The following is a 24,952-nucleotide window of genomic DNA, read 5'->3' as shown; positions in this document are numbered from 1 at the left end:
AATGGAGAACACAAAAACCCCGTCCAGTCACGCGGAACAAGGGGATTCGTCTGTGCTGTACACGTTAGCCGCTTAATGCAGGCATGTAACAAAAACTTTTGGAGAATCAAATACTTATTTGTTTCAGACTGTTAAATCTGTTATTATTATGGCAATAAGAAGGAGGGTGCAAAATGTCATATAAAGTAAGTATTGTTATTGAAAAAGATGAGTATGGTTATTATACCTATGCCCCCGAACTTGAAGGATGTCAATCACAGGGGGATTCACTGGAAGAGGCTATTGCAAACATTAAGGAGGCTATTGAACTCTACTTGGAAACGTTATCAGAGGACGAGATAAAGGAATGTCTGAGCAAGGAAATTTTAACAACGACATTACAGGTGCAAGTTGCCTAAACTACCACGACTTACACCACCGGAAGCAGAAACTATGTTATTGAAGGCTGGCTTTGAACTGATTAGAAGCAAAGGGAGCCACAGGATATACCTGAAAGAGGACAAGAGGATAGTTGTTCCATTTCATACCGGTAAAATTTTGCATCCCAAAATAGTTAAACAAGTACTTAAGGCAGTTGAAAATAAGCAATGAACTCGTTGTGTATTACCCGCAACCCCAACTAACGCTGACACAAACGGAGGATCCATGAATCCCGCGGAACGTGGGGCTTCGTCTATGCCTCACACGTTAGTTAAAATCATGCCTCTATAAAATAGATTATCTTTTAGAACAAATATGGTATTAAAAAAAGGTACAGACATATATTTGAGAAATAGACCTAAATATTGTGAGTCTGACGTCATATAAAATAAAATTTACCATTGTGCTATAATGGAAACACAGGGACGCTATGTTAAATGTATTAATGCATTCAGACGAACTTACAAATTCTGAATATAACCCTTCCCATCCCTTAAAACCTGTGAGGGCAAAGATACTTCTCGAACTTCTAAACAGGTATTCTTTAATCTACAAGAAAAATCAAAAGATAACAGAACCGAACCCCCTACAAGAAGAAATCTTATATCTATTCCATGACAAAAACTACATCGATCTCCTTAAGAAAGGCGAGAAAGGTGAATTCACCATCGAAATGCTCCATGCAGGGCTTGGAACAGGCGATAACCCTTTATTCAAGTCCATGTATCAACTTTCTCTTCTTGCAACGGGAGGAACTTACAACGGAGCTATGATGCTTTTTAATAACGAAGCAAGGTTTGTATTCAACCCTATTGGAGGATTCCACCATGCAGGGAGCGGTCACGCAGAGGGATTTTGCTACATCAACGATATTGCAGTTACGATTACAGACCTTATAAAAAAAGGGCAGAGAATTGCTTACATTGATATAGATGCCCACCATGGGAATGGCGTTCAGAACGCCTTTTACGACAGCAACCTGGTCCTGACAATATCACTCCACGAATCAGGAGAAACACTCTATCCAGGTTCTGGTTTCGAGAATGAAATGGGTATTCAGGAAGGCAAAGGCTACAACGTAAACGTCCCACTCCGTGAAGGAACAGATGACGAGATATATCTATTCGCCTTTGAATCAATTGTACCACCTCTCGTAGAATGCTTCAAACCCGATATAGTTTTTGCAGAAATTGGATGCGATACCCACAAAGATGACCCCCTCGCACACCTCAACCTCACCAGTAATGGCTACAAAAGCATTATCAGGATAATCAACAAAATCTCTCCGAAGATATTGGCAATGGGTGCTGGCGGATATAATATATACAAAACAGCAGCACTCTGGACACTTGCATGGGCTACATTTAACGGCCTTGAGCCTGAAGACCAGCATGCTGGCACAATAGGTGGAATGATGTACGGGCCGGAAGCAGACCGCCTTGATGATCCATTGTTTATTTTAAACGGGATTGATAAGGAGTTGTGTTTTGCCCAGGCACAAAAGGTAGTGCAATTTATAAAGGAAAATATCTTCCCTATTCACAGGATATAAACACTATTCACTGGCTTGAAAACCCATGCAAGCCCTTGCGTATGAAAGAGAGTAGAAATTTATCTATCATCAAATATTACCTCACATAAATTTTTATGCCTTCTGATAATGCGCCATCCAATCCAACCTCGTTACCCCATTCATCATATACCTTCCTTCCAGATACTACCTGTTCTAAAAGCCCTGTATGGATGAGGGCATGCATAATCGTCATCCCTTGAAGAACATTTATCTGTATATCGTTCACATACAATATCATTTTAATCTATTTCCTTAATTCTGCCTTCAACAATCGATAAAATCTTATTTTTAGCTTTTAAATATTCAACAACTACATCCCTCAACCATTTTCCTGGATCAGTGTATACGAGATTATTGCTTTTTATTGTCCCTCCGATTACTGAAAAATCATTCGACACCCTTATGGCTTCTCCAAAAGCCCTGTAACCGTCACCACCCGCTGCTAAGAAGTCACTGGTGGCTACAACATAATCCCTATCGGGCTCTATTGGTTTGCCATCAATAAAAATATCCTTGACCCTTGAACCCTTTTCAGCAGATCGGCTGTAACTGAATGCAACACCTGAGACCTGAGGAAATCTGCCTGCCCTTTCCTCCAGTGCTGACACACCATGCTCCAGCGTATCTTTAATCTGTTTTCCTGTGAGTTTCATTGCAACTATATAATTATCGAAAGGCAAAGCAGAATAAATATCATTGACCTTTACTTGCCCTTTTCCGATGCTTGCTCTTATTGCACCTCCATTGATAATCGCCAGTTCAGCCCCCGATGTCTGCCTCATGATGTCGGCTATGAGGTTGCCAAGATTTGTTTCTCTTTCCCTGACATTTTCTCCATCAAACTCATTTTCCGTTTCGCAAACGGTCTTACCCATAATAGTATTCATTTCTCCTGTATATTTCTCGACGATAGATGAAACAGCGTCACTCTTTTTAAGGAGCTTCGGTTTTATTTCCTCAAGATGACTATCTGCTTCTATTATCTTTCCATCCTTTACCTTGAGATCTAGGACCCCGAGTACCATTCCATGCTCCCATGCCTGCACTATAATGGTTTTCCCGATTAGCATATGCCTTCCTGTTTTTGTATGGGAATGACCACCAACAATTACATCTATGCCCTTCACCTTATTCGCAAGCATCATGTCTGCATCAAAACCAATGTGGGAAAGGACGATAATAATATCGACCCTGTCTCTCAGTTCCTTTGTATATTTTTCTACCGTTTCAACAGGAGATAAAAACTTCAAACCTCTTACGTTATCAGGATGTGTTAATATCGGTGTATCCTCTGTCACAATTCCGATTATGGCTATCCTGACTCCTTCCAGTTCTTTTATTATGTAAGGGTTAAGCTTATCTAACCCCTCGACGTTCGCCCCAAGGAATGGAAACTTTGCTTCTGAAATTCTTTCCTTAAGAACATTCTGCCCAAAATCAAATTCGTGGTTACCCACAACCATGGTATCAAATCCCATCTCATTCATTAGCTCAATAACTGACTTTCCCTTAAAAAGGTTTGCCCAGTTATTACCCTGAATCATGTCACCAGCTGCAAGAAAAAGGGTTGGTTTTTCATTTCTAAGTCTGTCTGCCAGCCATGCAAGGTAAGAAATGCCTCCAACCATTTCATCCGAACCAAAGGCCTTATAGGCTGCTGCTAAACCGTGGAAATCGTTAAGATGGAGAATTCTTATCTCCTGCTCTTGACTGTATACAGTTGAAACAAAAAAACAAAACAACAACAGAAAGCAAAACAGGAACCGCTGGAGCTTCTTCATTTTCAATCTGTTCACAATGCCTCCATAATCTTCTTTAATGTCTTTATGAAAGAGGCGTTAAATTTGTGCCTCTTAATTGGTAGTCTTATAAAGTGCTCATCCCTTTCACCTGTGTATTCATCAATCAAAATATTGTGTTTTAGAAATAAGTCTTTAAAGTTCGGGTTTTCCTTTCTTTCTATCTCCAGTAATAAAAAATTACACGGTGTATCAAATACTTTCAATCCCTGAATATCCGATAGTTTTTTTAGGATGTACCCCTTTTCCTGTTCAATGAATTTCAGGGTTCTCTTTTTATAACCTGTGTCTTTCAGCGAGGCCAGAGCAGCATAAGGCGCTATGGAGTTTATTTGCGGGAGGCCAAGAACGTTTCTGATTTTTTGAATAAGTTTGGTCGAACCTATCATATAACCTATATGTAGTCCTGCTAATGCATGGAATGTCGAAAATGTTCTCACAATAAGAGTATTACTGGCCCGGACAACATGTCTCACTGGAGACACAAGTTTAGTAAATTCTCTATACGTCTCATCGATAATAAATATTTTATTGATTCTGTCCATCGCTTCTATAAGATAGTCAATATCTTCCACAGGGATTACTGTCCCTGTGATATTGTGAGGATTTGAAATTATAACAATATCAGCCCCTTCAATGCTCTGAAGAAACTTCTCTATATCAAGGGAAAAACCACTCTCTTTATTTAGGGGAAAGGGTTTTATCCTTACATCATACCTGTTGAGGATATCTTCAGTTTTATAAGAAAAAGGGGAAGTGATGCATGCCACCTTTGGTTTGACCACCTGGAGTATGGCACCTATGAGATGGGTTGAACCATGACCAAAAACTATATATTCATCTCCTATGGATTCTTTCTTGCATATATACCTTCTCAAATACCTTGTCTTTTCGTCAGGGTAGTGGTCAAGATTTTTAATGCACTTTCTTATTGCATGTTTTGCTTTATTTGACGGACCCAAGGGGTTAGAACCTGTAGTAAAGTCCATTACCCGTCTTAATGACAGCCCCTTACTTTCAGCAAAATCATGGATATTCATGTATGCCTGCAATGAATATAATGAAGAATTAAGGAATAACTATCCAGTAAAAAAAATGCAAAAAACATTATGGACAGCAATACAACCTTTTTCATGCCCCAATTCCTCCTTTTAAAGGTCCTTCCTGTCTTCCCCATTCCGCATGACTCCCCTCCCTCTTAAAGCTTCTATATAAATAAAAAACATTTATGAAATTGTAAAGCAATTATTTTTATATGGTTCTTCAGTGCAATCCGAAAATTGTGTGTTAACCACATTCCCCTCTCTCACGTACCTTATCTCTGTTTTTTAGTTTTCTCTCTGGAGATTCACAAATAAATATGATGACAAGCGACATCTACCGGCCTTCGAGTCTCCTTTTCGCAATGGCGTAGCTCTTTTCAAAGTCTTTACTCTTGAAGGCCATAATAGCCTCATGAATCGTAGCCTCCTTCTCGCTATCAGATGTCGCTGCGTTTTGATTCATTAGCGTTTGTATTGCCCGTGCAGCATTGAGCGCCCCTTCGCTATAGTCTGGCCTTGTGATCAGCACGCCAAGATTGTCTTTCTCCTTCCAGAGGGGCATTATGGCGATGTTGTGCCTTTTGTCAATAAAGATGTTCCGGTTATTCACTTTTAGCTTGTATGTTGCATTGGCAAAATTGCGTGAGCCGCTGGCACTCTTAACCTCCACTGTGCCATACCCTTCAGCGGCCTGAGGATAAACTTTCAGAATGAGGATTCCCGAATCTGGAAGCATCTTATCGAATCCGATAGGTTGCCTGTTTTCCACGAGATAGTACGTCCCATCATCTAACGGTATCTTGACGACAAGGAGTTCACCTCCCTTCGATAAAGGCGAAAGGAAGGCGTATGAGGTCTCACCCGGTTTCGCAGTTCGGACCTGATGTGCCTTAATCCAGCCGAGGCGTATCTTCGTGAAAGACGAAAGACCCGGAGGCGGTTCCCCCTGTCTTACAAAGTGCTGTGACATGATGTCCCAGGGGCCCATATAGGTTGCATGATGCTCGAAGGAGGGAAGCCCGGCAGAAGCGTCAGACTGACGCTCATAATCGTATAGTCAGGGCGCGAGTCGCTTGCCGTCATGTATTCCACCGAGGGCATGGAAGTAGTCATGGGCAAACATACCGAGGTTTGCATTCTCTGTTCCTACAAAAATCCCGCCCCTAAACTCTTTACCGCCTGCTGTTTTCAGGGTTTCATACCGGGGAACATATCTCTTTGTAACACCTGAAAGCATACCGGGATTGGCACAGTAGCAGATCATTCCGTATCCCTTGCCTGGCATGGTATGCACCGCCGGTATTATCAATATGTGGTCGTAAACGGAAAAATCAATCTCCTTCTCGATGGCTGTCATGGTGTCTTCAATAAGCTTGCGTATTCTTGCTTTGTCCACACGAAAATTATATGGGCTTATCTTGTAGTCAGCAAGTGAATCGGGAAGCATAACATATCCCCTGAAATCGGCCTTTATAGAGGCGAGCCCATACGACTGCTCGTCCACATACGAGCCGAGTCCTGCCACAACTCTTCTCTTTACCACCTCGATTGGTGTTATCGGTGTTGCATCAGGAAACCGGACAACAACCATCAGGACGCTCTTTTCGCCGATGGCCTGTGTCGACTGTGGACCCAGGCCGCTTTCTTCCGCCATACCTTTCGCCAAAACCCCACCATTTATGGCGAGAAGAAAGAAAAAGAGAGAAAGAATAATTTTCCTGACCATTGTCGCACTTCTTTTCATCATAGCGCTCCTCCCTCTTTCAGTACTCTTAACTTGCCTTGAATCTTAAGACGGTTCATTAACAGCAATGTCCTTCATAAAAATGTCTGGCAATCTCAATATCATCACTCGTTATGCACTTAGGATTCCCTATTTCAGATAACATTATATTTTATGCTAATGTGTTAATATATCTACATATTTCACAATCTGTCAAACAACATTTCACGAACGTCCCCTACTCCGACCCCTTGACTCCTTGACCACTTGAACCCTTGACCCCTTGGCTCCTTGAACCCTTTCTTGAAATACAAGCTGTTTGAGCATCCCGGTAAAATATTGTATAGTTAGGTTGCCAATGAAAAAGATTGTTATCGGCACTGCCGGACATATTGACCATGGGAAAACCACCCTGATAAAAGCCCTCACGGGCATTGACTGTGACAGATTGAAGGAAGAAAAGGAAAGGGGTATCACCACAGAACTCGGCTTTGCACATCATAAATTTGGCGATGATTTACTTATAGGGATAGTGGATGTTCCAGGACACGAACGCTTCGTAAGGCACATGGTAGCCGGGGCATGGGGTATTGATATGGTGCTTCTTGTTGTTGCAGCAGACGAAGGTGTAATGCCTCAGACAAAGGAACATATCGATATATGCGAGATACTCGGGTTAAAAAGGGGTATCGTCGCAATTACCAAAAAAGACCTTGTTGAAGATGAAATGATAGAACTTGTAAGGGAAGATATAAAAGATTTCCTTAAAGGGAGAGCGCTTGAAGGAGCTCCTGTAATACCTGTCTCATCAACTACAGGTGAGAATATCGATACTCTGAGAGAATCCATAAGGGATGTGGCAATAGCATTACAGGAAAGGTCAAAGGAAGGCATATTCAGGTTGCCGGTTGACAGGGTATTTACATTAAAAGGTCTTGGCACTATTGTCACAGGGACATGTATCTCCGGCCATATAAAGATAGGTGAGGAGATTGAGATATATCCTCTGTCAAAGAAGACACGGATAAGAAATATCCAGGTCTATCATGAGGATGTAGAAGAAGCCATTGCAGGTCAAAGGGTTGCACTGAACCTCCAGGGCATAGAAAAACAAGAACTGGAGAGGGGAACTATCATAGGCAGACCTGATACACTGGCACTCACAAATAGAATAGATACAACCTTCAAATATTTAAGACTGCCTTTTAAGCCTATCAAAAATGGGAGCATTTTGAGATTCCATATAGCGACAACGCAGGAGGAGGCAAGACTCATATTGCTCAACAAAGATGCTGTGGAACCAGGTGAGGAAGTGTTCACCCAATTTGTATTTTTAGAACCAATTGTAGCCCTGCCTGGCGACAGATATATCTTAAGGGGTTCGTATGCCATACAGACTATTGGCGGCGGGAAAATCCTCGATATTATGCCAACAAAACACAAAAGAAACGCTGAGCATCTGGATGCAACATATAAACTGCTCACAGATGGGACACCAGAAGATAAGGCGGAATATCACATTATAAAGGGTGGGTTCGAAGGCATTAAAGAAAACAGATTGCCCATACTTTTAGGTAATGAGGGGATATCCATCAACAGGATATTAGAGATGTTAAAACAATCTAACAGAGTAAAACCCATTGGAAGAGCTATTATCCATATGAATAAATTTAAAGACTACAAAAGGATGTTACAAAAACTGCTCTTTGATTTTCATACAAAGAACCCCCTGAAAATAGGTATCTCAAAAGAAGAATTACGAACAAGACTGCCAAAAGTAGAGCCTCTTGTGTTCCAGACAGCCCTGGAAGAATGCATAAACGAGGGCAGCGTGGAAGTAGAAAAGGATAAGGTCAGGGTAAAAAAAATAAACGGGACAAAGGACAGAAGCATAGAAATATTTGAAAATGATATCATCAAAAAACTATACGAATACGGTTTTACTCCACCAACCTTAAAGGATTTATCAAAAGAATTAAACCAAAATGAAGACCACCTGAGGGATATTATAGAAAGACTTGTGTACGAAGGTAAAATAATAAAAGTGAAAGGAGATATGTATTTCCACAGGGATGTTATAGAAAATCTAAAAGAAAAGGTAATGGGCTACCTGAGGCAAAACAAGGAGATGACACCTTCTGATTTCAAATCCACACTGGACCTGTCAAGAAAATATATGATACCCCTTCTTGAATATCTTGATAAAATAAAACTGACTATCAGGATAGGAGATAAGAGAATCTTGAGAAGCTAAAATGAAGTAGGCAGTAACTGCTTACTCCTTACTTCCTACTCCTTACTGCTGTCACTGCTGTCTGACTGTCACCACACTATCCGCAATCCAGCCTTCCCTGTTTCCATACAAATGGATTTTATACCATTTCATCCCGTCTCTATCTGTCTTATGACTCAATATCTTCACTGTTTCCCCTCTGAAAAGCATAGCGATTCTCGGGGATCTAATATCAGGACTAATTCTTATATTCGCTGCTATTTTACTCACTATCGCTTCTTTCGTTGGTAGGTCTGCCTTTTTAATATCCGTATCCTTCTGGACTTCTTCTTCCTGAGGTTGTTTTACATCTTCTTTCTTTGCTACCACCGGTTCACTATCCTTGCTTAACGTTGTATCTGCTTTCTCAACCTTCTCAATACCTATGTTTTTCTCTACCTTGCTCTCCTGTGGCTGTTTCTCAATTTCTTTCTTCACTACCACTATGCCACTATCTTTCATTCCTTGGAAGGTATAATAATACCCTATGGTCCCCGCAACAATGACAAAAACAATTGCCAGTACAGCGTAAACAGGTCTTAAGTAGCTCTGCATTTGTGTTTTCTGTTTTTCTGAGCTACCCTTGATACTATCTACATTACGTTCAACATGCCTCTTGCCTTTAATAACATCACTGCTCCTCTCAACATTGGCAAAGCTTTTTAAAGATGGCTCCCTTTCCTTATGTCGTTCCTCTGTCACATAAGGAAGACCTTCCCCCTTTCCAGACATAGCATTTATTGCCTTTGAAACCTCTTTAAAGCTAATCTTCTTTGCATGATTGGTAAAACCAACAAGTAATGAAAGGTCTGAAAGGGCAATAATTGTTCTTGGTGAACCCATAGAATATCTGTGTATAATCTCTAAGGCATCATTTGCAAAAATTTCCCTTCCTTCATCAAGTCCTGCCTTCTTAAGCCTATATTTTACAAGTTCCTTTGTTTCCTCAACCCGTAAGGGGATAAAATAATATCTTACAGGTAGTCTTTGCCAGAATTCAGGCATACCTTTGATTGTATTCCATAATGCCCTTTGTCCTGAGAGAATAAATGTATGGAGATATTCATTGTTATGCATAAGATTTATTAATGTTCTCAATTCCTGTAACACATCTTTTGCCTCACACAACATCTGCCCTTCATCAACAATTATAATGTTCTTTCCCCCGCGCTCTTTTACCTCCGTCAAAGTATTTTTAAGAACCATGAGATTTTTTAATTTATCATCATCCGGTGGTGAGTCAGTTATGCATTGGGTTATGTGAGCAATCATCTGGGAAGAAGTCAACGTGGGATGATCAATAAAGGCATACCTGAAGGCATCCCCATATTCTTCTCTCATCTCATCGATAAGTTTTAAAAGGATAGTTGTTTTTCCAAGTCCGGCGTCTTCAGATACAACAAGGACACCGCCTTTGTTTGTATTTATTGCGTACTTTAACCTTTCCAGACATTCATAATACTGTCCCGTTACACACATCATTTTACTGTCAGGTGCTAACAGAAATGGATGTTGTTTTAAACCCCAGTATGTAATATATTCTTCAATCATGGTTTACAATACTTACAAGGGCTATACCCTATTTTTATCGCATCAATACGACTTCTGAAAACTATTCTGTTTTTTTCAGGAATCTTGCCTGCATAAATGCATGACGGTCTATGAAGGGTGTAAGTCCTCTTATTTCCAATATAATACGACTCTGTATCCTTCTTTTTTTCTTGCCACACGCCTCTTTCCTCTTCCATCGCCTTTTGTTGATAACTCAAAAGCATATCCCTATATTTTGTATTTGGAGGTTTGACCATCGCTTTTGCATAACCGTGTTTTACAAGCTCTGCGTTCACAAACACATTTTTTACAAATACATATGCAAGCAACCTTCCATAGTTGTCTTTTTTTTCAACATCAAATTCAAGCCTCACCTTCTTCAAAAAAACAAGCCTTTTGTTATATTTTGCTGCTTCCCTTGCATAAAACTCAGCTCCCCCATCCTTTGGAAATAATTCCGGGGCATCAATCCCTATATATCTTACGGTTTCACCTGTTTCAAGTTGAATCGTATCGCCATCAATAACCTTTTTCACTATATATTCTTTCCCATATGAAAGGTTTGTAAAAAAAAATATGAAAGAAAAAAATATCGCAAAAATTACTCTATTCATAAAAAAAGATTTTACAACATTTTTTGCTTATGTTAAACAACTATTGGCATGTATAAAAAACTTTTCACATTTCACTATGGGGGTTCGTATGCAAAAGTGGATTTCAATATTCGTATTGTTTTTATCTTTTATATTTATTCCTCTTTTTGGGCATGCCCAAAATAACAACATTTCGGTGGGGTACGGTTTTGGAGCATTTAATGGCAATCAAGGGATAGGCAAGCTAAGGGGTACAAATGGATATTATGATTTTTTTCAGTTAGCCTATTCACGTGAAAAATCTTTATCCAGTAGAACAAATCTTCTTCTTGAACCATTCCTCGCTTACGTAAACAGACCTACGGATGGACTTGACTTAGGTATGACAGTGGGATTGAGATTTTATTTGAATAAGGACACTAAAAAAGGACTTTTTGGAACACTGGCAATGGGTGCCTCATATACAACAATAGGGTTCATGGAACAGGATACCCACCTGCTTTTCATGCTTCAGGGAGGAATAGGCTATAAATGGAATAAATACTTCGTTGAAAACAGATTCAGACATTACTCAAATGCTGGGTTGGCATCACCCAACAGGTCAATTAATGCAAATATAATAAATATAGGTATAAGCTTTTAAGGTGGAGCGGGGAATGCCCGCTCGAAGGCAAAGAATGCCCTCTAAGCCATTGTTGTGCTCGCCTTTCCTTTCTCGATGGGGATTGGAGGAACTTCGAATACAGCCAACTGTACCTCGTCACTCCGGTGCAGGATGAAAAAGGCCGTTCCTTAGGGAGAGGAACGGCCCGAAGAACTAACAAGGAGCCGGACATCCGGCTCCTTGGATTTTATATATCTCAGCCGACTTTGAAGATTATGGAGGCACCCGTATCGCCGGCAGCGCAGCCGGTCCAGAGGCAGTAGCCGCCGCCGAGATCCACCATCTCTTCGAGCATCTCGGCAATGATCCTGCCTGCTGTCGGAGCCTGGGGATGCCCGTATATCAGGGAGCTTCCGTAGTTGTTCATTTTCATCACATCGATGCTCATCTTCTTAGCAAAGTTGAGGTCATTCGTGGCAAAGGGGTTATGGCTCTTGATGGCCTTCATGTCCGTGATTTTCAGACCCGCGTTGGCAAGGGCCATCTGGGCGGCCGGTACAGGCGCTGCGGCCATGAAGCCCGGGTTGACACGAGAAAAACCGTAGGAAACGATCTGGATCTCCACACCCGGATTCGCGCTCAGTTCCTTGGCCTTATCCCGGTTAGTGACGATGAAGCCGCAGTTACCGTCGGCAGGGAATGTCTGGGCGCCGAAGCTGTGGACACCTCCCTTTTCAGCCGGGCCGAGCTTGGCCAGACCTTCTGCCGTGGTGGGGGTCACGCCCTCGTCCAGCTCTACCAGCATGGTCTTCTTCTTGGAGACCCTTACCTCTGCGGGAAACATGTAGCGCTTCTGGAAGGCCCGGTTATTGGCCAGGGCCATCTGGTACTGCTCGTAGCGTCTTAAGACTACTGCGTCACACTCCTCCTTGGTGATCCCTGCTTCTTTGGCTACGTTCTCAGCGGTCTGCACCATCTTGAGGGGCGGAAATACGTTGGGATCGCTGCTGAAGTTGTCCATCAACCAGTTTTCGCTGATTACCTCGCCCCCAGGACCCATGGGGTTGGGCCACACAGTGTGAGCCCCGTTGGAGCAGCGATCAGCCATCAGGCAAAAAGCCACATCAAAAGCGCCTTGCTCTATGGCAAGAGCAGCGAGATTGAGAATCGTGGTGGACGTTGTGCAGGCCTGGTTGATCATGAGGCCGGGCACGTTTTTCTTGTTGTCTGTCAGTATGCCGGCAGCCCAGTTGTGGCTGTAAAACAGGTGGTGCTGATGGATGGTAATCCCGAAATACAGGTAGTCGATGATGCTGGGATCGATTTTCTTCTTCTCGAGAAACCATCTCCTTGCCGTCTTTGCCCCTAACTCAATCGAGTTTTCATTCTGCATGCTCCCCTGCCAGCGGCTGAAGGGACTCGAGTAGTAGCCGTTGTAAGGGATATACGCCTTTGTAAAAGTCTTCATAAAACTACCTCCTTCCAATTTAGTTTATTTAAACTGCAAAAGGTCCAGTCAAACATGTATTCTTAAGTTTGTATTGGCCACCGGCTAATATTACTACATTTCTTGCCATACAATCCTCCTTAACGTTAATTAATTCCTCTATTTTTACCCTTATAGTTGGGTTTTCTCTTTTCTACAAAGGCATTTATACCTTCTCTGCCATCTTCTGATGTAAAGGCAATCGAAAAGGAATCCATTTCCAACGTGAGACCAGATGCAAGGTCCATATTGAGCCCATTATCAACACACCTCTTTATAAGAGCAAAGGCTGCTTTCGGTTTAGATGCCAGTTTTTTTGCAAATGCTTTCGCTTCTTCCAACAATATAGCTTTTGGTACAACCTTATTAACAAGGCCTATACGATAGGCTTCTGCCGCATTCACATTATCTCCTGTAAAAAGCATCTCCTTTGCCTTCGCAACCCCGATAAGCCTTGGAAGCCTCTGGGTTGCCCCTGATCCTGGCATAATACCAAGGTTTATCTCAGGCACACCGAATATCGCATCATCAGATGCAATCCTGATGTCACAACATAGGGCAACCTCACAACCACCACCGAGGGCAAGCCCAAAAACTGCAGCGATTGTTGGTTTTTCAATACTTGTAAGTTTATCAAAGGTTCTCCTCGGGGCACTCCATAAGAAATCGAGAGTTTCTACTGCAGACTTGCCTATTACATCCTTTACATCGAGACCTGCTGCAAAGGCCTTTTCACCACTGCCTGTTATAATAATTGCACCAATTTCATCATCCCTTTCAAATTCACAGATCGCATCATAGAGTTCCAGATATGATTTCACACTCAAGGGATTTACTGGAGGTCTATCAAGCTTGATGATGCCAACAGGTGCTTCTCTCTCGATTATCAAAGTTTCATAGCCCATATACGGCCTCCTTACATTCTCCTTATTTGGTGTAATCGTACCATCCTTTGCCTGTTTTCCTGCCAAGGAGGCCTGCTTTCACCAAGTTTCTGAGCGGCAGGGGTGATACCCATTTGAGTTCTTTATTTAATGCTTCGTAAAAATAATCCATAACGTGGAGATTGATATCAAGCCCTGTCAGGTCCATCAGTTCAAAGGGACCCATCGGATAGTTGAGACCAAGCTTTGCAGCCTTATCGATATCCTCTTTCGATGCAATACCCGCTTCGTAAAGCCTTATCGCTTCGACGAAGTGTGGAACCATTAGCCTGTTTACCAAAAAGCCTGCAATGTCGACCTTTACTTCCACGGGCTCCTTGCCCATTTTTTTTGATAGGTCCATTGTTACCGCAACTGTCTCATCGTTTGTCTTGAAACCCCTAATAACTTCAACGAGCCTCATAAGCGGGACAGGATTAAAAAAATGCATACCCACAACCCTTTCGGGACTATTTGTAGCAGTTGCAATCTCTGTGATAGACATGGAAGATGTATTTGATGAGAGTATTACGTCTTTTCTTGTAAGCTCATCCAATTCTTTAAACACCTTTTTCTTTATATCCATTACTTCAAGAACAACCTCAACAACAAAATCCACATCCTTCAGGTCTTCCATCTTGGTTGTTCCCTTAATTCTTCCCATGATTGCACCTTTTTCGTCTGCCGTCATCTTTCCCTTTTCAACACTCTTTGAAAGAAACCTGTCGATATTCTTCATACCACCTTCAACAAATCTGTCTTCAATATCCCTCATCACGACATTATAGCCTGCCTGAGCAGCTACCTGGGCAATCCCGTTTCCCATAACGCCTGCCCCCAAAATTCCGATTGTCTTTATATCCATATTATCCCTCCTAATTTGTTAAAAATTAAAAAATTCACATGCTGTATATCTAACTATTTTATATTCAATATGTCAAATATTTTTGATAAAGGAAAAAGAATTTAAAGGGTTCGAGGATTCAAGGATTTGAGTGTTTTTACCTGGCCCCTAGACCCCTTGACCCCTTTTGCCACTGAAGCCGTTCTGCTAAGTGAGTTACCCTGGTCTTAAGGTTGATCAAGTATGCTGGTTCTGGTTGCTTAGGACCAGGATTTGTGTCATATTCTTCAGCCTTGATAAGATTAACAACCCGGTCTATAGACCCTCCCTCAACCCGTAAAAGTCTTTCCACCTTAACCTTAAAATCTTCAGCTGCGTCAATTGACCGGGCAAAGAAGTCTTTTACTGATTTACCAACGAAAACAAAATGGTGCCCCTGACACAAAACTTCTACGTCTAAAGCAGCAAGACGCTTGAGCGAAGCCATATACCCATCATAGTCAACCAGGAAATCGCTCACAATATGCCCCGTCTGACCGAGGCAGCCAGCAGTCTCTGTTGCAATAAGCATCTTTCTTTCGGGTATGTAATAACTAAACATGTCTCTGGTGTGACCAGGGGCTGCAAAGACCTGAACACTTAGATTCTTTTTTAGGTTGATTATTTGCCCTTCTTTAAGGATCATGTCCACCTCAAAGGGTTCAAACGGTTCCCCTATTAACATGCCTTCATCAATCCCTTCCATGGGAGCTATCAAATGGATTGCATTCTGGCTTAAGGAAATCATCAGTTTTTGGGCATTTGGGCGTTTTATAATCTCAGCAGCCCTTCTTGAAGCAGCTATTTTTAGGCCTGGAAAGACCTTTTTGAAATATGATGCGGCACCGCAATGGTCATAATGAACATGGGTTAAAAAGAGTATTTCAGGGCTTTTCAGGGCTAATATCCTTCTAATATCCCTCTCGTATATCCTGCCCATGCAGCAAAAACCAGCCTCGAAAAGAACCGGCTGTTCTGCCACCAAAAGATAGGTAGGTGACCATGCAAAACCAGTAACATACAAACCATCTTTCACCAGTCCGGTTCCATTAAAAATCAATGATACTCCTATTTGGATTGGATATAAAACCTGGAGGTTATTATATCAAAGCCTTGCCTATCCTGCAATAACTTTATATTGCTTTCTTTCTGCTTTCTGCCCTCATCATGTATCATCCACATTTTATAAAAATAAGCTTGACATGAAAAACCTGCTTTGTTAATATAGTTTGTTAATAGTTTCACATTCTGAAGGAAAGGAGAGAAAAATATGGATTTCAAGATATCTGAGGAATTAGAATCAATGCGTAAAATGGCCTATGACTTTGCTGTAAAGAATATTAAACCTACAATGGAAGAAGACGAAAAGGAACACAAATACCGTCCGGAAATTATGAAGAAGATGGGTGATCAGGGAATGTTTGCCTGTCTGGCCCCTGAAAAATTCGGCGGGCTTGAGCTTGAAGAGGGTAATATGGCAGCAACCCTTATGGCAATTGAGGTTGCCAGAGTAAGCCCATCCTGGGGTCTCCCCTTCAACCTCCAGATGAATGGTCCCCAGTCAGCTCTTCTGAAGTTCGGAAGCGATGAATTAAAGGAACAGTTTCTGCCAGGATTAATCGCAGGAACAAGTGGTGGTTGCTTTGCCATCACAGAGCCAAATTCAGGCTCCGATGTTGCCAGCATGAAGACAACAGCAGTAGGAGTTGATGATGGTTTCATCCTTAACGGCACAAAAACATGGATATCAGGTGTACCATACTGTGATTGCGGTATTGTTTATGCCATGACGGACAAGGCTGCAAAACATAAAGGTATGTCTGCCTTCTTCGTCGATTTCAAAACCCCCGGCATCGTCCAGAGGGCTATTACTACGAAGCTAGGGTTATTCTGCGCTCCTACAGGCGAGATATTCTTTGAAGAGGCAAAAATACCGAAGAGTGCCCTTGTTGGAAAACTTGGTCAGGGTTTTGCAATCTGTATGACCATGCTTAATTTTACAAGGTTAAGCTCTGCTTCAAGGGCAGTAGGTGTGGCACAGAGTTGTATTGAGGAAGCTGTAAAATACGCTAATGAGAGGGAACAGTTCGGCCAGCCCATAGGCCAGTTCCAGATGATACAGGAACAGATTGGAAGGATGTATGTTGAACATGAAGCAGCGAAGCTGCTTGTCTTAAGGGCTGCATGGCAGAAAGACCAGGGGATGAACAACACCCTTGAGACCTCCATGGCAAAATACTATGCTGCTGAATCTGCAAATTTCTGCGCCTCTGAAGCAGTAAAGATATTCGGTTCCTACGGATTCTCTTCAGAGTATCCTGTAGAAAGATATCTGAGAGACGCAAAATCCTACCAGATTGTTGAAGGTACTTCAAACATTCAGAAGATGATAATTGCCCAGTTTGCCCTGGGTTACAGGAAGGCTTAAATAGCAAATTTTAAGGAGGTATATATATGGCTACAGAAGTAACGGTTCCGATGGTTGGAAAAATAGTAACTGTTAGTGTTAAGGTTGGAGACACAGTCAATGAAGATGATCAGATAGTAACCCTTGAAGCAATGAAGATGGAAATGCCCATCGTTGCACCAGCAGGTGGTGTGATTAAAGAGATAATGGTATCTGCAGGCCAGGAAGTTGAGGCAGACACTGTGCTTGCCATTATAGAATAGAAGAGTGGTAATGATATGTTAGTCGCAGGGATTGATATAGGTTCTATTACAACAGAAGCCCTCCTCTTTGATAAAGAGATGGGTATTGTCGGTTATACAATACTCCAGACTGGAGCTGATTCAAGAAAGACTGCTGAAATTGCCCTTGAAAAGGTTCTTGCATATCCAGGAAAGGATGCATCCGATATATCATATACAATTTCAACCGGCTGCGGGAGAAAAAGGGCTGCCTTTGCAAAAGAATCTGTTACAGAAATTACATGCCTCGCAAAAGGTGTGAACTATCTGTTTCCTGATGCAAGGACAATCATTGACATTGGCGGGCAGGATACCAAGGTAATAAGGGTTAACGAAAAAGGGCGCGTTGTTGAATTCGAGATGAATGATAAATGTGCAGCTGGCACAGGCAGATTCCTCGAAGTAATGGCAAAGGCACTGAATGTGGACCTTGACAAGATAGGTGACATATCATTAGGTCACAAGAAAGATTTAACGATAAGCAGTATATGCACCGTTTTCGCAGAATCAGAGGTTATTTCCCTTGTAAGTGAAGGAGAAGAACTGGAAGATATCCTTTATGGTATCCACAGGGCTATAGCTGACAGAACCATGGGTTTGATAAACAGACTGGGTGGTGTTGAAAAAGAGGCAATAATGGCTGGCGGTGTTGCAAAAAACATCGGTGTTGTAAAAGCACTCGAGAAGGTCATGAACACCCCATTAAAAATTTACGTTGAACCCCAGATTATAGGTGCACTCGGCGCAGCCATACTCGCCCTCGAAAAAGCTTAAAAAAAACATCCTGAAACTAAAAGAGCCAGCAGATTATGCTGGCTCTTTTTTTCTCACTCCTTATGTTGACAGGCAAGGGCCTGCCCTACAAACTTTATTGCTTCTTTCATCAATCCATTATCAGGTATCCAGCATCGTTCCTCGTCCCTCAAGGATCTCAAGCTGTTGCCTGAACCGGTCCTGTACCCCCTTTTCTCATTTTCTGCATAATAATTACAAGAGCAAGGCAAACAAAACCGATAACATCCCCTAAGTTATGAGGATACACTAATCCTAAAGCACCTATTATGGTTATCACACGTTCGAGAATATTCGACCTTTTCAATAACCAGCCAGAGCAACCAGATGCAAGCATACCTATCCCAAGAAATGCAGTAAAAATAGTCCAGATTCCTGCAGTTATGCTAATACCTTCCCAATGCAGCAGCAAAGCCCTTCCTGCTGGTAGTAAAACAAAGATAAACGGAAGAAGGAAGGCTGTTATCGCATATTTCCATGCCATCATTGTAGTTTTATATGGATCACCCCCTGTGATTGCTGCTGCTGCAAACGGTGACAGGGCGGTTGGTGGAGATACCTCTGAGAGAAGGGCATAATAAAAGATGAACATATGGGCTGCATATTCCGGAACCCCGAGCTGGGTAAGTGCAGGGGCTACGATGACCGCAGAAATAATATATGTTGCGGTGATTGGAACAGCTAATCCTATAATCCATAGAATGATAGCTGCAAACACCGCAGTGATTATTAAGTTTCCACCAGCATAACCGATAATAATTGTTGACAGCTTCAGGCCAAGTCCTGTTAGGCTTACCGTCCCGACGATAAGACCTGCCGATGCACAGATAGCAGCAACGTTTAGTACATTCACTGAACCTTCCTTAAGGGCCTGGATAACCTTCGGTACTGTGAATCGTGTATCTTTTCTGATAAATGATACTAAGAAACATGTCAAAACAGCAGCAAGGACCGATAACTGGGGGGTAAAACCCTTCACCAGAAAAACCACTATGGCAATAAGGGGAAGAAAATGGAAACCGTACATTTTAGTGAGCTGTATTAATGTGTATTTCTTTTCAAATTTGACAGCTTTCAAGCCAAATTTTTTCGCGTCGAATTCAACCATGACGAAAAGCCCCCAGTAGTAAAGCGCTGCAGGTATTAGGGCAAGCAATATGACATCAACATAACTGATTTTCAAAAACTCAGCAATAAGGAATGCCGCAGCACCCATAACCGGTGGGGTTGTTATTGCCCCCATACCACCAGCAGCAAGAAAACCGCCAGCGTTATCCCTGTCATATCCTGCCTTCTTGAGCATCGGGTATGCAACAGAACCGATTGCCACAGTATTGGCAACCCCAGAACCAGATGCCATAGCAAGAAAATAGGATGTTACTACCACTGAACGTCCTGCAGCTGCAGGTTTGTGCCCCATGGCGGTGAAGGCAAAATCAACGTAAAATTTACCTGCCCCTGATACAGAAAGAAAAGCCCCGAAAATACAGAACATAATGATTATTGTTGAAGAGACATCAATAGGAACACCGAATATGCCTTCCAATGTCATATACATATGACCAATAATACGTTCTATATCATATCCCCTGTGTGTCCAGGGGGCAGGAATCCACGGTCCTATATATGCATATATAAGGAAAGCAATGCATGCGATGGGCATGATCCAGCCCGAACTTCTCCGGGTAGCTTCCAATACGAGGAGTATGAATAGGACCCCGAAGATCTTATCCCATAACTCAGGGGTGACTGCCCGATATATGAAGTCCTCAAAGTCGATGAGCATATATGCGATACATGCGAGCCCTGCCAGGGCCAAGATGATATCAACTAAGTTTATCTTTCCCTTGTATTTTTTAGCCATCGGGTAATACAAAAAGGAAAGGGCAAGTAAAAAGGCAACAAAAACGCCCCGTACAATCTGGGTTGTTACAGGTCTCACCGTAGTATATATGGCAAATGCCGACATTGCCACTGCCAACACAGTGATAACAATATTCCAGAAACCGGTTACCTTTCGGGTAACCCCTTCCTCTTCCTCTATAATTTCTTCTAACTTTTTCTTCTGTTCCTCGGTTAACTCTCCAGCTGCCTTATCTACCACATGTTCTTCTTTGTCTTCCATAACTTACCTCCACAGAGAATTCCTGTAATATAGCAATAAATGGACCTAGTCTCAAGGTCCACTGTCACCAATAATCAATACCTGACTTCTTATAAGGAAACTTATATTAAAAACAAAAAAAGACACAGGAGGTATTTCACGCTCCTGTGCCATGTTGACCATTTTAAACCGGGACGCTGATTCCTTTTTCTTTAAAGTACTTTGCTGCACCTTTGTGGTATGGAACAGCCTTGCTGCTTCCACCATCTTTAAGGTTTATATTTAAGGCTTCCTTGTGGATTGCTACCAGTTCCTTTAAATGTTCAAGTATTGTTTTCACAATATTATATGCTAACGTGTCATCCATATCCTGATGACAAACGAGTATATTAGCAACACAAGCTACCTGTATGTCATGGTCCATGCCAGTATAAGCCTTCTTGGGAATAATTGATTTATAATAGACAGGTCCGTATTTCTCTATCATCTTGGGGACAAGATCCTCATGAGAGATGAGTACCATTTTGATTCCTGGTGAGGAAGCAAGGTCAAGGACTGATGACGTGGGAACACCACCATCCCAAAAATATGCATCAATTTTGCCATCCTTCAATGCACCTGCCGACTCGCCTGCGCCAAGCCTATCCTTCTTTATGTCCTTTTCATGGTTAATCCCAGCCGCCTCGAGAACCCTTAATGCCTTTACCTCGGTTCCGCTTCCAGGGGAACCAGTAGATACCCTCTTCCCTTTTAAATCAGCCACTTTTTTAATGCCCTTTCCTTCAAGGGTCACCACATGCATTAAATTTGGATACAAAACTGTCAATGTCCTTAAGGGAATCGGTCTGCCTTTAAAGTTTCCTATACCTTTATACGCATCATATCCCGTGTCGGCCATGATTAAGCCCGTATCAGATTTTTTTGCGCCGATGAGCTTACAATTATCAACAGAGGCCGATGTTACTTCAGCAGCAGCTTCCACTCCGGCATATTTTGTCAGGATGCTGGCCATTCCTCCCCCTATTACGAAATAAACACCGCCCATGCCTCCAGTGGCTATAGATATTCTCTTTTTTGCCTGGGCAAAAACTTTGCCTGTATTACCAAGAAGCATGGCACCACCAAGGGCACCGGTCAATTTAAGAAAATCACGCCTTCTCAGTTCCTTATCCTTTTCAAATAAACGGTCAAAATCCATTCCTTACCTCCTTATAAAGAAATTAGTTAAAATACCTGTACAAAAAATCAACTAACATGCCACTTTCATCTTATGGCAATGATATATTCGTTGTCAACCCTTTTCTTGCCCCCCCTCAATAACCTGAATCACTAAATCAAAAACCTGCGTTTCATTACCTATAACACTATCAGCTGACATGTATAAAAAGCTTGACAACAATGAATGGTGAAAGCAATATATTGACTGAAATTCAGAGTTTTGCAGCATACAAAATAATATATAGACAGAGATAAAGGAGAAAATTAAATGAGCGCATATCCTGAAATAGCTGACAAGTTGATGACCCCAAAAGAAGCTGTGAAGAGATATATTAAAAATGGCAGCCAGATTGTTCTCGGAGGATTTACCATAGCGAGAAATCCCATGGCAATTGCATACGAAATCATAAGACAGGGGCTCAAAGACTTACATCTTGTGTGCCATTCTCATGGTCAGGCACTCGATGTTTTGATTGGTGCTGGCTGCGTGAAGAGGTTAGAGATAGCCTATGGTGGTAACGGGAGGTATGCCCCCACCTGTATTCGATTCAAAAAGGCTATCCAGAGGGGAGAAATTGAGTTTGAAGATTATTCCAACTATCAGATGAGCTTACGATTTTTAGCCGGTGCTCTGGGAATACCATTTATACCGACAAAGTCAGGTCTCGGCTCAGACCTCATCAACCTTGAGGGATTTTCAAAAAAGATCAGGAAAGAACGGAAGGTCGCATCGAGGAAGTATGTCGTGATAGATAATCCTTTTAATGGCGTTGAGGATAAAGTAGTGCTACTTCCCGCCCTCACACCTGACGTAGCACTCATACACGCACAATATGTGGGAGAAGACGGCACGGTAAGGATAAAAGGTCTTACCTTTACCGATATAGAACAGGCAAAATCAGCAGATATAGTCATTGTCACATGCGAGGAAATTGTGCCCCGGTCATTTATCAGGCTTGACCCTGACCAGAACTCGCTCCCACCTTTTTTTGTCGATGCGATTGTAAGGGTCCCGTATGGTGCTCATCCAACAGCATGTTATGCATTTTATGATTATGACCCGAAACACCTAAATCTCTATAAAAAGGTAGCGGAAGATGAAGCCCTCTTCAAAAAATATCTTGACGAGTGGGCATACGGGGTTTCAAGCCACGAGGAATACCTTGAAAAGATCGGCTGGACGGCACTTTCGAGAATTAAGGCAAATCCTGTATTGGGTTATGCCCCTGGTCTTGATAGGAAATAAGGGAGGATACAAAGATGACTCAATATACAGACAACGAAATGAAGGCAATAAGCGCAGGCAGATTCATTAAAGACGGTGACATTGTGTTTGCAGGGACAGGGGTGTCGATACTTGCGGCTACAGCAGCAAAAAGGATTTATGCGCCGAAGGCGGTTGTCTTCTTTGAAACAGGCGGGGTTGATCCATCCCTTGAAGAAATACCCATGGCTGTATCAGATTCAAGGGTAATGAGCGGGACTTGTTTAAATTCAGGTTTGATAGATGCCTTTTCAATAGTCGGGCACAGAAAATTCCATACGGTTGCATTTCTTGGGGCAGCCCAGATTGACAAGTATGGAAATCTCAACACAACGGTCATCGGGGATTACCATAGACCGAAAACAAGGTTCTCCGGAAGCGGCGGGGCATGTGATGTTTCATCATTCGCCTCCGGCGTAATCACCTTCATGCAGCACGAAAAGAGGAGATTCGTTGATAAACTTGACTATCTGACAAGCGTGGGCTGGTATAAGGGTGGAGATTCAAGGAAAAGACTCGGCTTGCAGAGAGGTGGAGCATTTGCAGTCGTGACAAACCTCTGCGTTATGAAATTTGATGAGGAAACAAAAGAAATGTATCTTGCCGAATACTATCCGGGTATCACCATTGACAGAATCATTGAGAATACTGGCTTCACGATAGATATCTCGAGGGCAGTTGAAGCATTACCACCATCAGCCGAAGAACTAAGAATTTTAAGGGAAGAGGTAGACCCTCAGAAGTTGATATTATAATAAGGCAAACTTAATTTAAAAAGTGACGGTTTGTAAGGAATACATCTCTGGGGGTTCATTGTGAAGTGGCATCAGATGGATATAAAAAAGGACGGGATACTACACCTTGAAATTTGTAAGCCTGATGAAATTCTTGAAAAGAACCTTTTCTTTGTCTTCGTATGGGATAGACAGGGTGAGAACTTTTGATAGTTCGCCCTTCATGTAACTAAAAGGAACATCGGAACCGAATAACACCCTTTCAGAGCCTATGGTTTCGATGAATTTTAGAATTGTACTCTGCTGTGCAAGGGCTGTATCGAAATGAATAAACTCCTTATTCTTGAAACTCTTGAGGAAATCCATGGGATTTCCACCGAGCATGCCAAGATGAGGTATGATAAGTGTAAGTCCTTCAAACATCTCTACAAATTTTTCCGTAAACGAGAACTCCTCTTCAAAGATAATCGGCTTACCAATCTTTCTTAGTTTTTCAATCAATTCCGGCATTTTCTTATCCTCAAGCACTTTGTAATTGGAGGCTGAATCCTGCCACCCTCTCATCCAGTGCCACTTACCACCGCAGTACGCATCAGGTATGGGTTCAAAGCCTTCCCTGTCGTAATCTTCTCTGATGTAGTGATACGGGATAAATGTTTTTATCTTCTTTGTCTCATTTAGAAGCCTTATGTTTATTTCATTGCTTGAAATCGCCGTGGAGGGAAAGGGGATGATAGCAACATGTGTTATGCCTGACTCCTCCTGCTGATGCAATAATTCCCTCGTTGTCACATCAGTACCCATTGTCATTGATGGTCCCCAGTGTGAGTGACTATCAATGATAATGTCAAAACCCATAATTGCACAATGCATAACATAAATGGTATGTTGTTGTAAATATACAGTGAAAAAAAAGGATTCAAGGATTCGAGGGGTCGAGAGAACGTCACTTGAACCCTCGAATCCTTAAGATATAAAAGGGCGGCATTGAATACTATAAAAACCCCCTTACTCACCGTGGACATTATCATCCGTTACAAGGGTGGGATTGTTCTCATTGAACGGAAAAACCCTCCTCCAGGATGGGCACTGCCCGGAGGATTTGTTGAAGTAAATGAATCCCTCGAAGAGGCAGCAATAAGGGAAGCAAAAGAAGAGACCTCTCTTGATGTCAAATTAATTGAACAATTCCACACCTACTCAAAACCGGGTAGGGACCCCCGATTTCATACGGTATCGGTGGTATTCATAGGGGATGGGGAAGGCATACTTAAAGGAAAGG

At 42.2% G+C, this 24,952-nt stretch carries 25 protein-coding genes; 11 read left to right on the top strand and 14 right to left on the bottom strand.

All coding sequences use genetic code 11. From position 1 onward, the window contains the following. Positions 1–173: 173 nt before the first annotated feature. From NTU69_09350 to NTU69_09340, 3 genes are all read left to right on the top strand, one after another. A complete protein-coding gene (locus tag NTU69_09350; protein MCX5803714.1) occupies positions 174–398 on the top strand; it encodes a type II toxin-antitoxin system HicB family antitoxin in 225 nt (74 codons plus the stop codon). Beyond that, positions 391–591 carry a type II toxin-antitoxin system HicA family toxin gene (locus tag NTU69_09345; protein ID MCX5803713.1) on the top strand — a complete coding sequence of 67 codons (201 nt, stop codon included), beginning with the start codon at positions 391–393 and terminating at the stop codon, positions 589–591. Before NTU69_09350 ends, NTU69_09345 begins: the two co-directional genes overlap by 8 nt. A gap of 259 nt (positions 592–850) precedes the next feature. After that, positions 851–1,972, top strand: a complete 1,122-nt coding sequence (locus NTU69_09340) for an acetoin utilization protein AcuC (GenBank protein ID MCX5803712.1) — start codon at positions 851–853, stop codon at positions 1,970–1,972. Positions 1,973–2,048: 76 nt separating this feature from the next. On the opposite strand, the gene NTU69_09335 is transcribed toward NTU69_09340, so the two are convergent. The 5 genes from NTU69_09335 to NTU69_09315 all read right to left on the bottom strand — a co-directional run bounded on the left by NTU69_09335 (position 2,049) and on the right by NTU69_09315 (position 6,582). Then, the gene (locus NTU69_09335) at positions 2,049–2,231 is read right to left on the bottom strand and encodes a hypothetical protein (GenBank protein ID MCX5803711.1); all 183 of its coding nucleotides are present in this window, start codon (positions 2,229–2,231) and stop codon (positions 2,049–2,051) included. A gap of 1 nt (position 2,232) precedes the next feature. Further along, on the bottom strand, positions 2,233–3,789 hold the full coding sequence (locus tag NTU69_09330; protein MCX5803710.1) for a 5'-nucleotidase C-terminal domain-containing protein: 1,557 nt from the start codon (positions 3,787–3,789) through the stop codon (positions 2,233–2,235). Then, complete coding sequence (locus NTU69_09325) at positions 3,786–4,832, bottom strand: histidinol-phosphate transaminase (GenBank protein ID MCX5803709.1); 1,047 nt, start codon at positions 4,830–4,832, stop codon at positions 3,786–3,788. The genes NTU69_09330 and NTU69_09325 overlap by 4 nt, the downstream gene beginning before the upstream one ends. A 337-nt stretch (positions 4,833–5,169) precedes the next feature. Beyond that, positions 5,170–5,805: a hypothetical protein gene (locus NTU69_09320; GenBank protein ID MCX5803708.1), complete on the bottom strand. Its 636-nt coding sequence runs from the start codon at positions 5,803–5,805 to the stop codon at positions 5,170–5,172. Positions 5,806–5,892: 87 nt separating this feature from the next. Then, a complete protein-coding gene (locus NTU69_09315) occupies positions 5,893–6,582 on the bottom strand; it encodes a hypothetical protein (GenBank protein MCX5803707.1) in 690 nt (229 codons plus the stop codon). 334 nt (positions 6,583–6,916) lie between these two features. On the opposite strand from NTU69_09315, the gene selB reads away from it, so the two are divergent. Further along, on the top strand, positions 6,917–8,812 hold the full coding sequence (gene selB / locus NTU69_09310) for a selenocysteine-specific translation elongation factor (GenBank protein MCX5803706.1): 1,896 nt from the start codon (positions 6,917–6,919) through the stop codon (positions 8,810–8,812). Between the two features lie 51 nt (positions 8,813–8,863). On the opposite strand, the gene NTU69_09305 is transcribed toward selB, so the two are convergent. Together NTU69_09305 and NTU69_09300 are read right to left on the bottom strand one after the other, a co-directional pair. After that, a complete protein-coding gene (locus tag NTU69_09305) occupies positions 8,864–10,381 on the bottom strand; it encodes an SH3 domain-containing protein (protein MCX5803705.1) in 1,518 nt (505 codons plus the stop codon). Next, a complete protein-coding gene (locus NTU69_09300) occupies positions 10,378–10,995 on the bottom strand; it encodes a thermonuclease family protein (protein MCX5803704.1) in 618 nt (205 codons plus the stop codon). Before NTU69_09300 ends, NTU69_09305 begins: the two co-directional genes overlap by 4 nt. A gap of 88 nt (positions 10,996–11,083) precedes the next feature. Here NTU69_09300 and NTU69_09295 point away from each other — a divergent pair, with 88 nt between their 5' ends. Next, entirely contained in the window at positions 11,084–11,617 is a 534-nt protein-coding gene (locus NTU69_09295) for an acyloxyacyl hydrolase (GenBank protein MCX5803703.1), read from the top strand. A gap of 217 nt (positions 11,618–11,834) precedes the next feature. Here NTU69_09295 and NTU69_09290 read toward each other — a convergent pair whose 3' ends face one another. The 4 genes from NTU69_09290 to NTU69_09275 form a co-directional block, all read right to left on the bottom strand. After that, positions 11,835–13,046: a thiolase family protein gene (locus NTU69_09290; GenBank protein MCX5803702.1), complete on the bottom strand. Its 1,212-nt coding sequence runs from the start codon at positions 13,044–13,046 to the stop codon at positions 11,835–11,837. A gap of 125 nt (positions 13,047–13,171) precedes the next feature. After that, positions 13,172–13,969, bottom strand: coding sequence for an enoyl-CoA hydratase-related protein (locus NTU69_09285; GenBank protein ID MCX5803701.1), 798 nt, complete (start codon positions 13,967–13,969; stop codon positions 13,172–13,174). A gap of 22 nt (positions 13,970–13,991) precedes the next feature. Next, the gene (locus NTU69_09280; GenBank protein ID MCX5803700.1) at positions 13,992–14,852 is read right to left on the bottom strand and encodes a 3-hydroxyacyl-CoA dehydrogenase family protein; all 861 of its coding nucleotides are present in this window, start codon (positions 14,850–14,852) and stop codon (positions 13,992–13,994) included. Positions 14,853–14,988: 136 nt separating this feature from the next. Further along, positions 14,989–15,930 (bottom strand): MBL fold metallo-hydrolase, encoded by a 942-nt coding sequence (locus NTU69_09275; protein ID MCX5803699.1) that lies wholly within the window; start codon positions 15,928–15,930, stop codon positions 14,989–14,991. Positions 15,931–16,140: 210 nt separating this feature from the next. On the opposite strand from NTU69_09275, the gene NTU69_09270 reads away from it, so the two are divergent. From NTU69_09270 to NTU69_09260, 3 genes are read left to right on the top strand one after another with little or no spacing between them, the layout of a single operon-like run. Further along, the gene (locus NTU69_09270; GenBank protein MCX5803698.1) at positions 16,141–17,298 is read left to right on the top strand and encodes an acyl-CoA dehydrogenase family protein; all 1,158 of its coding nucleotides are present in this window, start codon (positions 16,141–16,143) and stop codon (positions 17,296–17,298) included. A 26-nt stretch (positions 17,299–17,324) separates the two neighbouring features. Continuing rightward, positions 17,325–17,540, top strand: coding sequence for an acetyl-CoA carboxylase biotin carboxyl carrier protein subunit (locus NTU69_09265; protein MCX5803697.1), 216 nt, complete (start codon positions 17,325–17,327; stop codon positions 17,538–17,540). Positions 17,541–17,555: 15 nt separating this feature from the next. Then, positions 17,556–18,332, top strand: a complete 777-nt coding sequence (locus NTU69_09260) for an acyl-CoA dehydratase activase (GenBank protein MCX5803696.1) — start codon at positions 17,556–17,558, stop codon at positions 18,330–18,332. Between the two features lie 157 nt (positions 18,333–18,489). Here NTU69_09260 and NTU69_09255 read toward each other — a convergent pair whose 3' ends face one another. Beyond that, on the bottom strand, positions 18,490–20,475 hold the full coding sequence (locus NTU69_09255; GenBank protein ID MCX5803695.1) for a TRAP transporter fused permease subunit: 1,986 nt from the start codon (positions 20,473–20,475) through the stop codon (positions 18,490–18,492). A gap of 163 nt (positions 20,476–20,638) precedes the next feature. Continuing rightward, on the bottom strand, positions 20,639–21,652 hold the full coding sequence (locus tag NTU69_09250; GenBank protein MCX5803694.1) for a TAXI family TRAP transporter solute-binding subunit: 1,014 nt from the start codon (positions 21,650–21,652) through the stop codon (positions 20,639–20,641). 288 nt (positions 21,653–21,940) lie between these two features. On the opposite strand from NTU69_09250, the gene NTU69_09245 reads away from it, so the two are divergent. Together NTU69_09245 and NTU69_09240 are read left to right on the top strand one after the other, a co-directional pair. Then, the gene (locus NTU69_09245) at positions 21,941–22,918 is read left to right on the top strand and encodes a CoA transferase subunit A (GenBank protein MCX5803693.1); all 978 of its coding nucleotides are present in this window, start codon (positions 21,941–21,943) and stop codon (positions 22,916–22,918) included. 14 nt (positions 22,919–22,932) lie between these two features. Next, positions 22,933–23,691 (top strand): ketoacid-CoA transferase, encoded by a 759-nt coding sequence (locus NTU69_09240; GenBank protein MCX5803692.1) that lies wholly within the window; start codon positions 22,933–22,935, stop codon positions 23,689–23,691. A gap of 99 nt (positions 23,692–23,790) precedes the next feature. Here NTU69_09240 and NTU69_09235 read toward each other — a convergent pair whose 3' ends face one another. Further along, positions 23,791–24,528: an amidohydrolase family protein gene (locus NTU69_09235; protein MCX5803691.1), complete on the bottom strand. Its 738-nt coding sequence runs from the start codon at positions 24,526–24,528 to the stop codon at positions 23,791–23,793. Between the two features lie 129 nt (positions 24,529–24,657). Between NTU69_09235 and NTU69_09230 the strand changes: the two genes are divergently transcribed. Beyond that, on the top strand, positions 24,658–24,952 hold a 295-nt coding region (locus NTU69_09230), incomplete at its 3' end, for an NUDIX hydrolase (protein ID MCX5803690.1).

The organism is Pseudomonadota bacterium (assembly GCA_026388215.1).
Taxonomy (GTDB): domain Bacteria; phylum Desulfobacterota; class Syntrophorhabdia; order Syntrophorhabdales; family Syntrophorhabdaceae; genus JAPLKF01.
This window is presented reverse-complemented; position numbering and strand designations above follow the sequence as displayed.

What these genes read in the sequence shown, in the direction of transcription:
- NTU69_09350 (MCX5803714.1), top strand. Translation starts at nt 174, where the DNA reads ATGTCATATAAAGTAAGTATTGTTATTGAAAAAGATGAGTATGGTTAT.
- NTU69_09340 (MCX5803712.1), top strand. Translation starts at nt 851, where the DNA reads ATGTTAAATGTATTAATGCATTCAGACGAACTTACAAATTCTGAATAT.
- NTU69_09335 (MCX5803711.1), bottom strand. Translation starts at nt 2,231, where the DNA reads ATGATATTGTATGTGAACGATATACAGATAAATGTTCTTCAAGGGATG.
- NTU69_09325 (MCX5803709.1), bottom strand. Translation starts at nt 4,832, where the DNA reads ATGAATATCCATGATTTTGCTGAAAGTAAGGGGCTGTCATTAAGACGG.
- NTU69_09320 (MCX5803708.1), bottom strand. Translation starts at nt 5,805, where the DNA reads ATGTCACAGCACTTTGTAAGACAGGGGGAACCGCCTCCGGGTCTTTCG.
- NTU69_09315 (MCX5803707.1), bottom strand. Translation starts at nt 6,582, where the DNA reads ATGATGAAAAGAAGTGCGACAATGGTCAGGAAAATTATTCTTTCTCTC.
- selB (MCX5803706.1), top strand. Translation starts at nt 6,917, where the DNA reads ATGAAAAAGATTGTTATCGGCACTGCCGGACATATTGACCATGGGAAA.
- NTU69_09305 (MCX5803705.1), bottom strand. Translation starts at nt 10,381, where the DNA reads ATGATTGAAGAATATATTACATACTGGGGTTTAAAACAACATCCATTT.
- NTU69_09300 (MCX5803704.1), bottom strand. Translation starts at nt 10,995, where the DNA reads ATGAATAGAGTAATTTTTGCGATATTTTTTTCTTTCATATTTTTTTTT.
- NTU69_09295 (MCX5803703.1), top strand. Translation starts at nt 11,084, where the DNA reads ATGCAAAAGTGGATTTCAATATTCGTATTGTTTTTATCTTTTATATTT.
- NTU69_09290 (MCX5803702.1), bottom strand. Translation starts at nt 13,046, where the DNA reads ATGAAGACTTTTACAAAGGCGTATATCCCTTACAACGGCTACTACTCG.
- NTU69_09285 (MCX5803701.1), bottom strand. Translation starts at nt 13,969, where the DNA reads ATGGGCTATGAAACTTTGATAATCGAGAGAGAAGCACCTGTTGGCATC.
- NTU69_09280 (MCX5803700.1), bottom strand. Translation starts at nt 14,852, where the DNA reads ATGGATATAAAGACAATCGGAATTTTGGGGGCAGGCGTTATGGGAAAC.
- NTU69_09270 (MCX5803698.1), top strand. Translation starts at nt 16,141, where the DNA reads ATGGATTTCAAGATATCTGAGGAATTAGAATCAATGCGTAAAATGGCC.
- NTU69_09265 (MCX5803697.1), top strand. Translation starts at nt 17,325, where the DNA reads ATGGCTACAGAAGTAACGGTTCCGATGGTTGGAAAAATAGTAACTGTT.
- NTU69_09260 (MCX5803696.1), top strand. Translation starts at nt 17,556, where the DNA reads ATGTTAGTCGCAGGGATTGATATAGGTTCTATTACAACAGAAGCCCTC.
- NTU69_09255 (MCX5803695.1), bottom strand. Translation starts at nt 20,475, where the DNA reads ATGGAAGACAAAGAAGAACATGTGGTAGATAAGGCAGCTGGAGAGTTA.
- NTU69_09250 (MCX5803694.1), bottom strand. Translation starts at nt 21,652, where the DNA reads ATGGATTTTGACCGTTTATTTGAAAAGGATAAGGAACTGAGAAGGCGT.
- NTU69_09245 (MCX5803693.1), top strand. Translation starts at nt 21,941, where the DNA reads ATGAGCGCATATCCTGAAATAGCTGACAAGTTGATGACCCCAAAAGAA.
- NTU69_09240 (MCX5803692.1), top strand. Translation starts at nt 22,933, where the DNA reads ATGACTCAATATACAGACAACGAAATGAAGGCAATAAGCGCAGGCAGA.
- NTU69_09235 (MCX5803691.1), bottom strand. Translation starts at nt 24,528, where the DNA reads ATGGGTTTTGACATTATCATTGATAGTCACTCACACTGGGGACCATCA.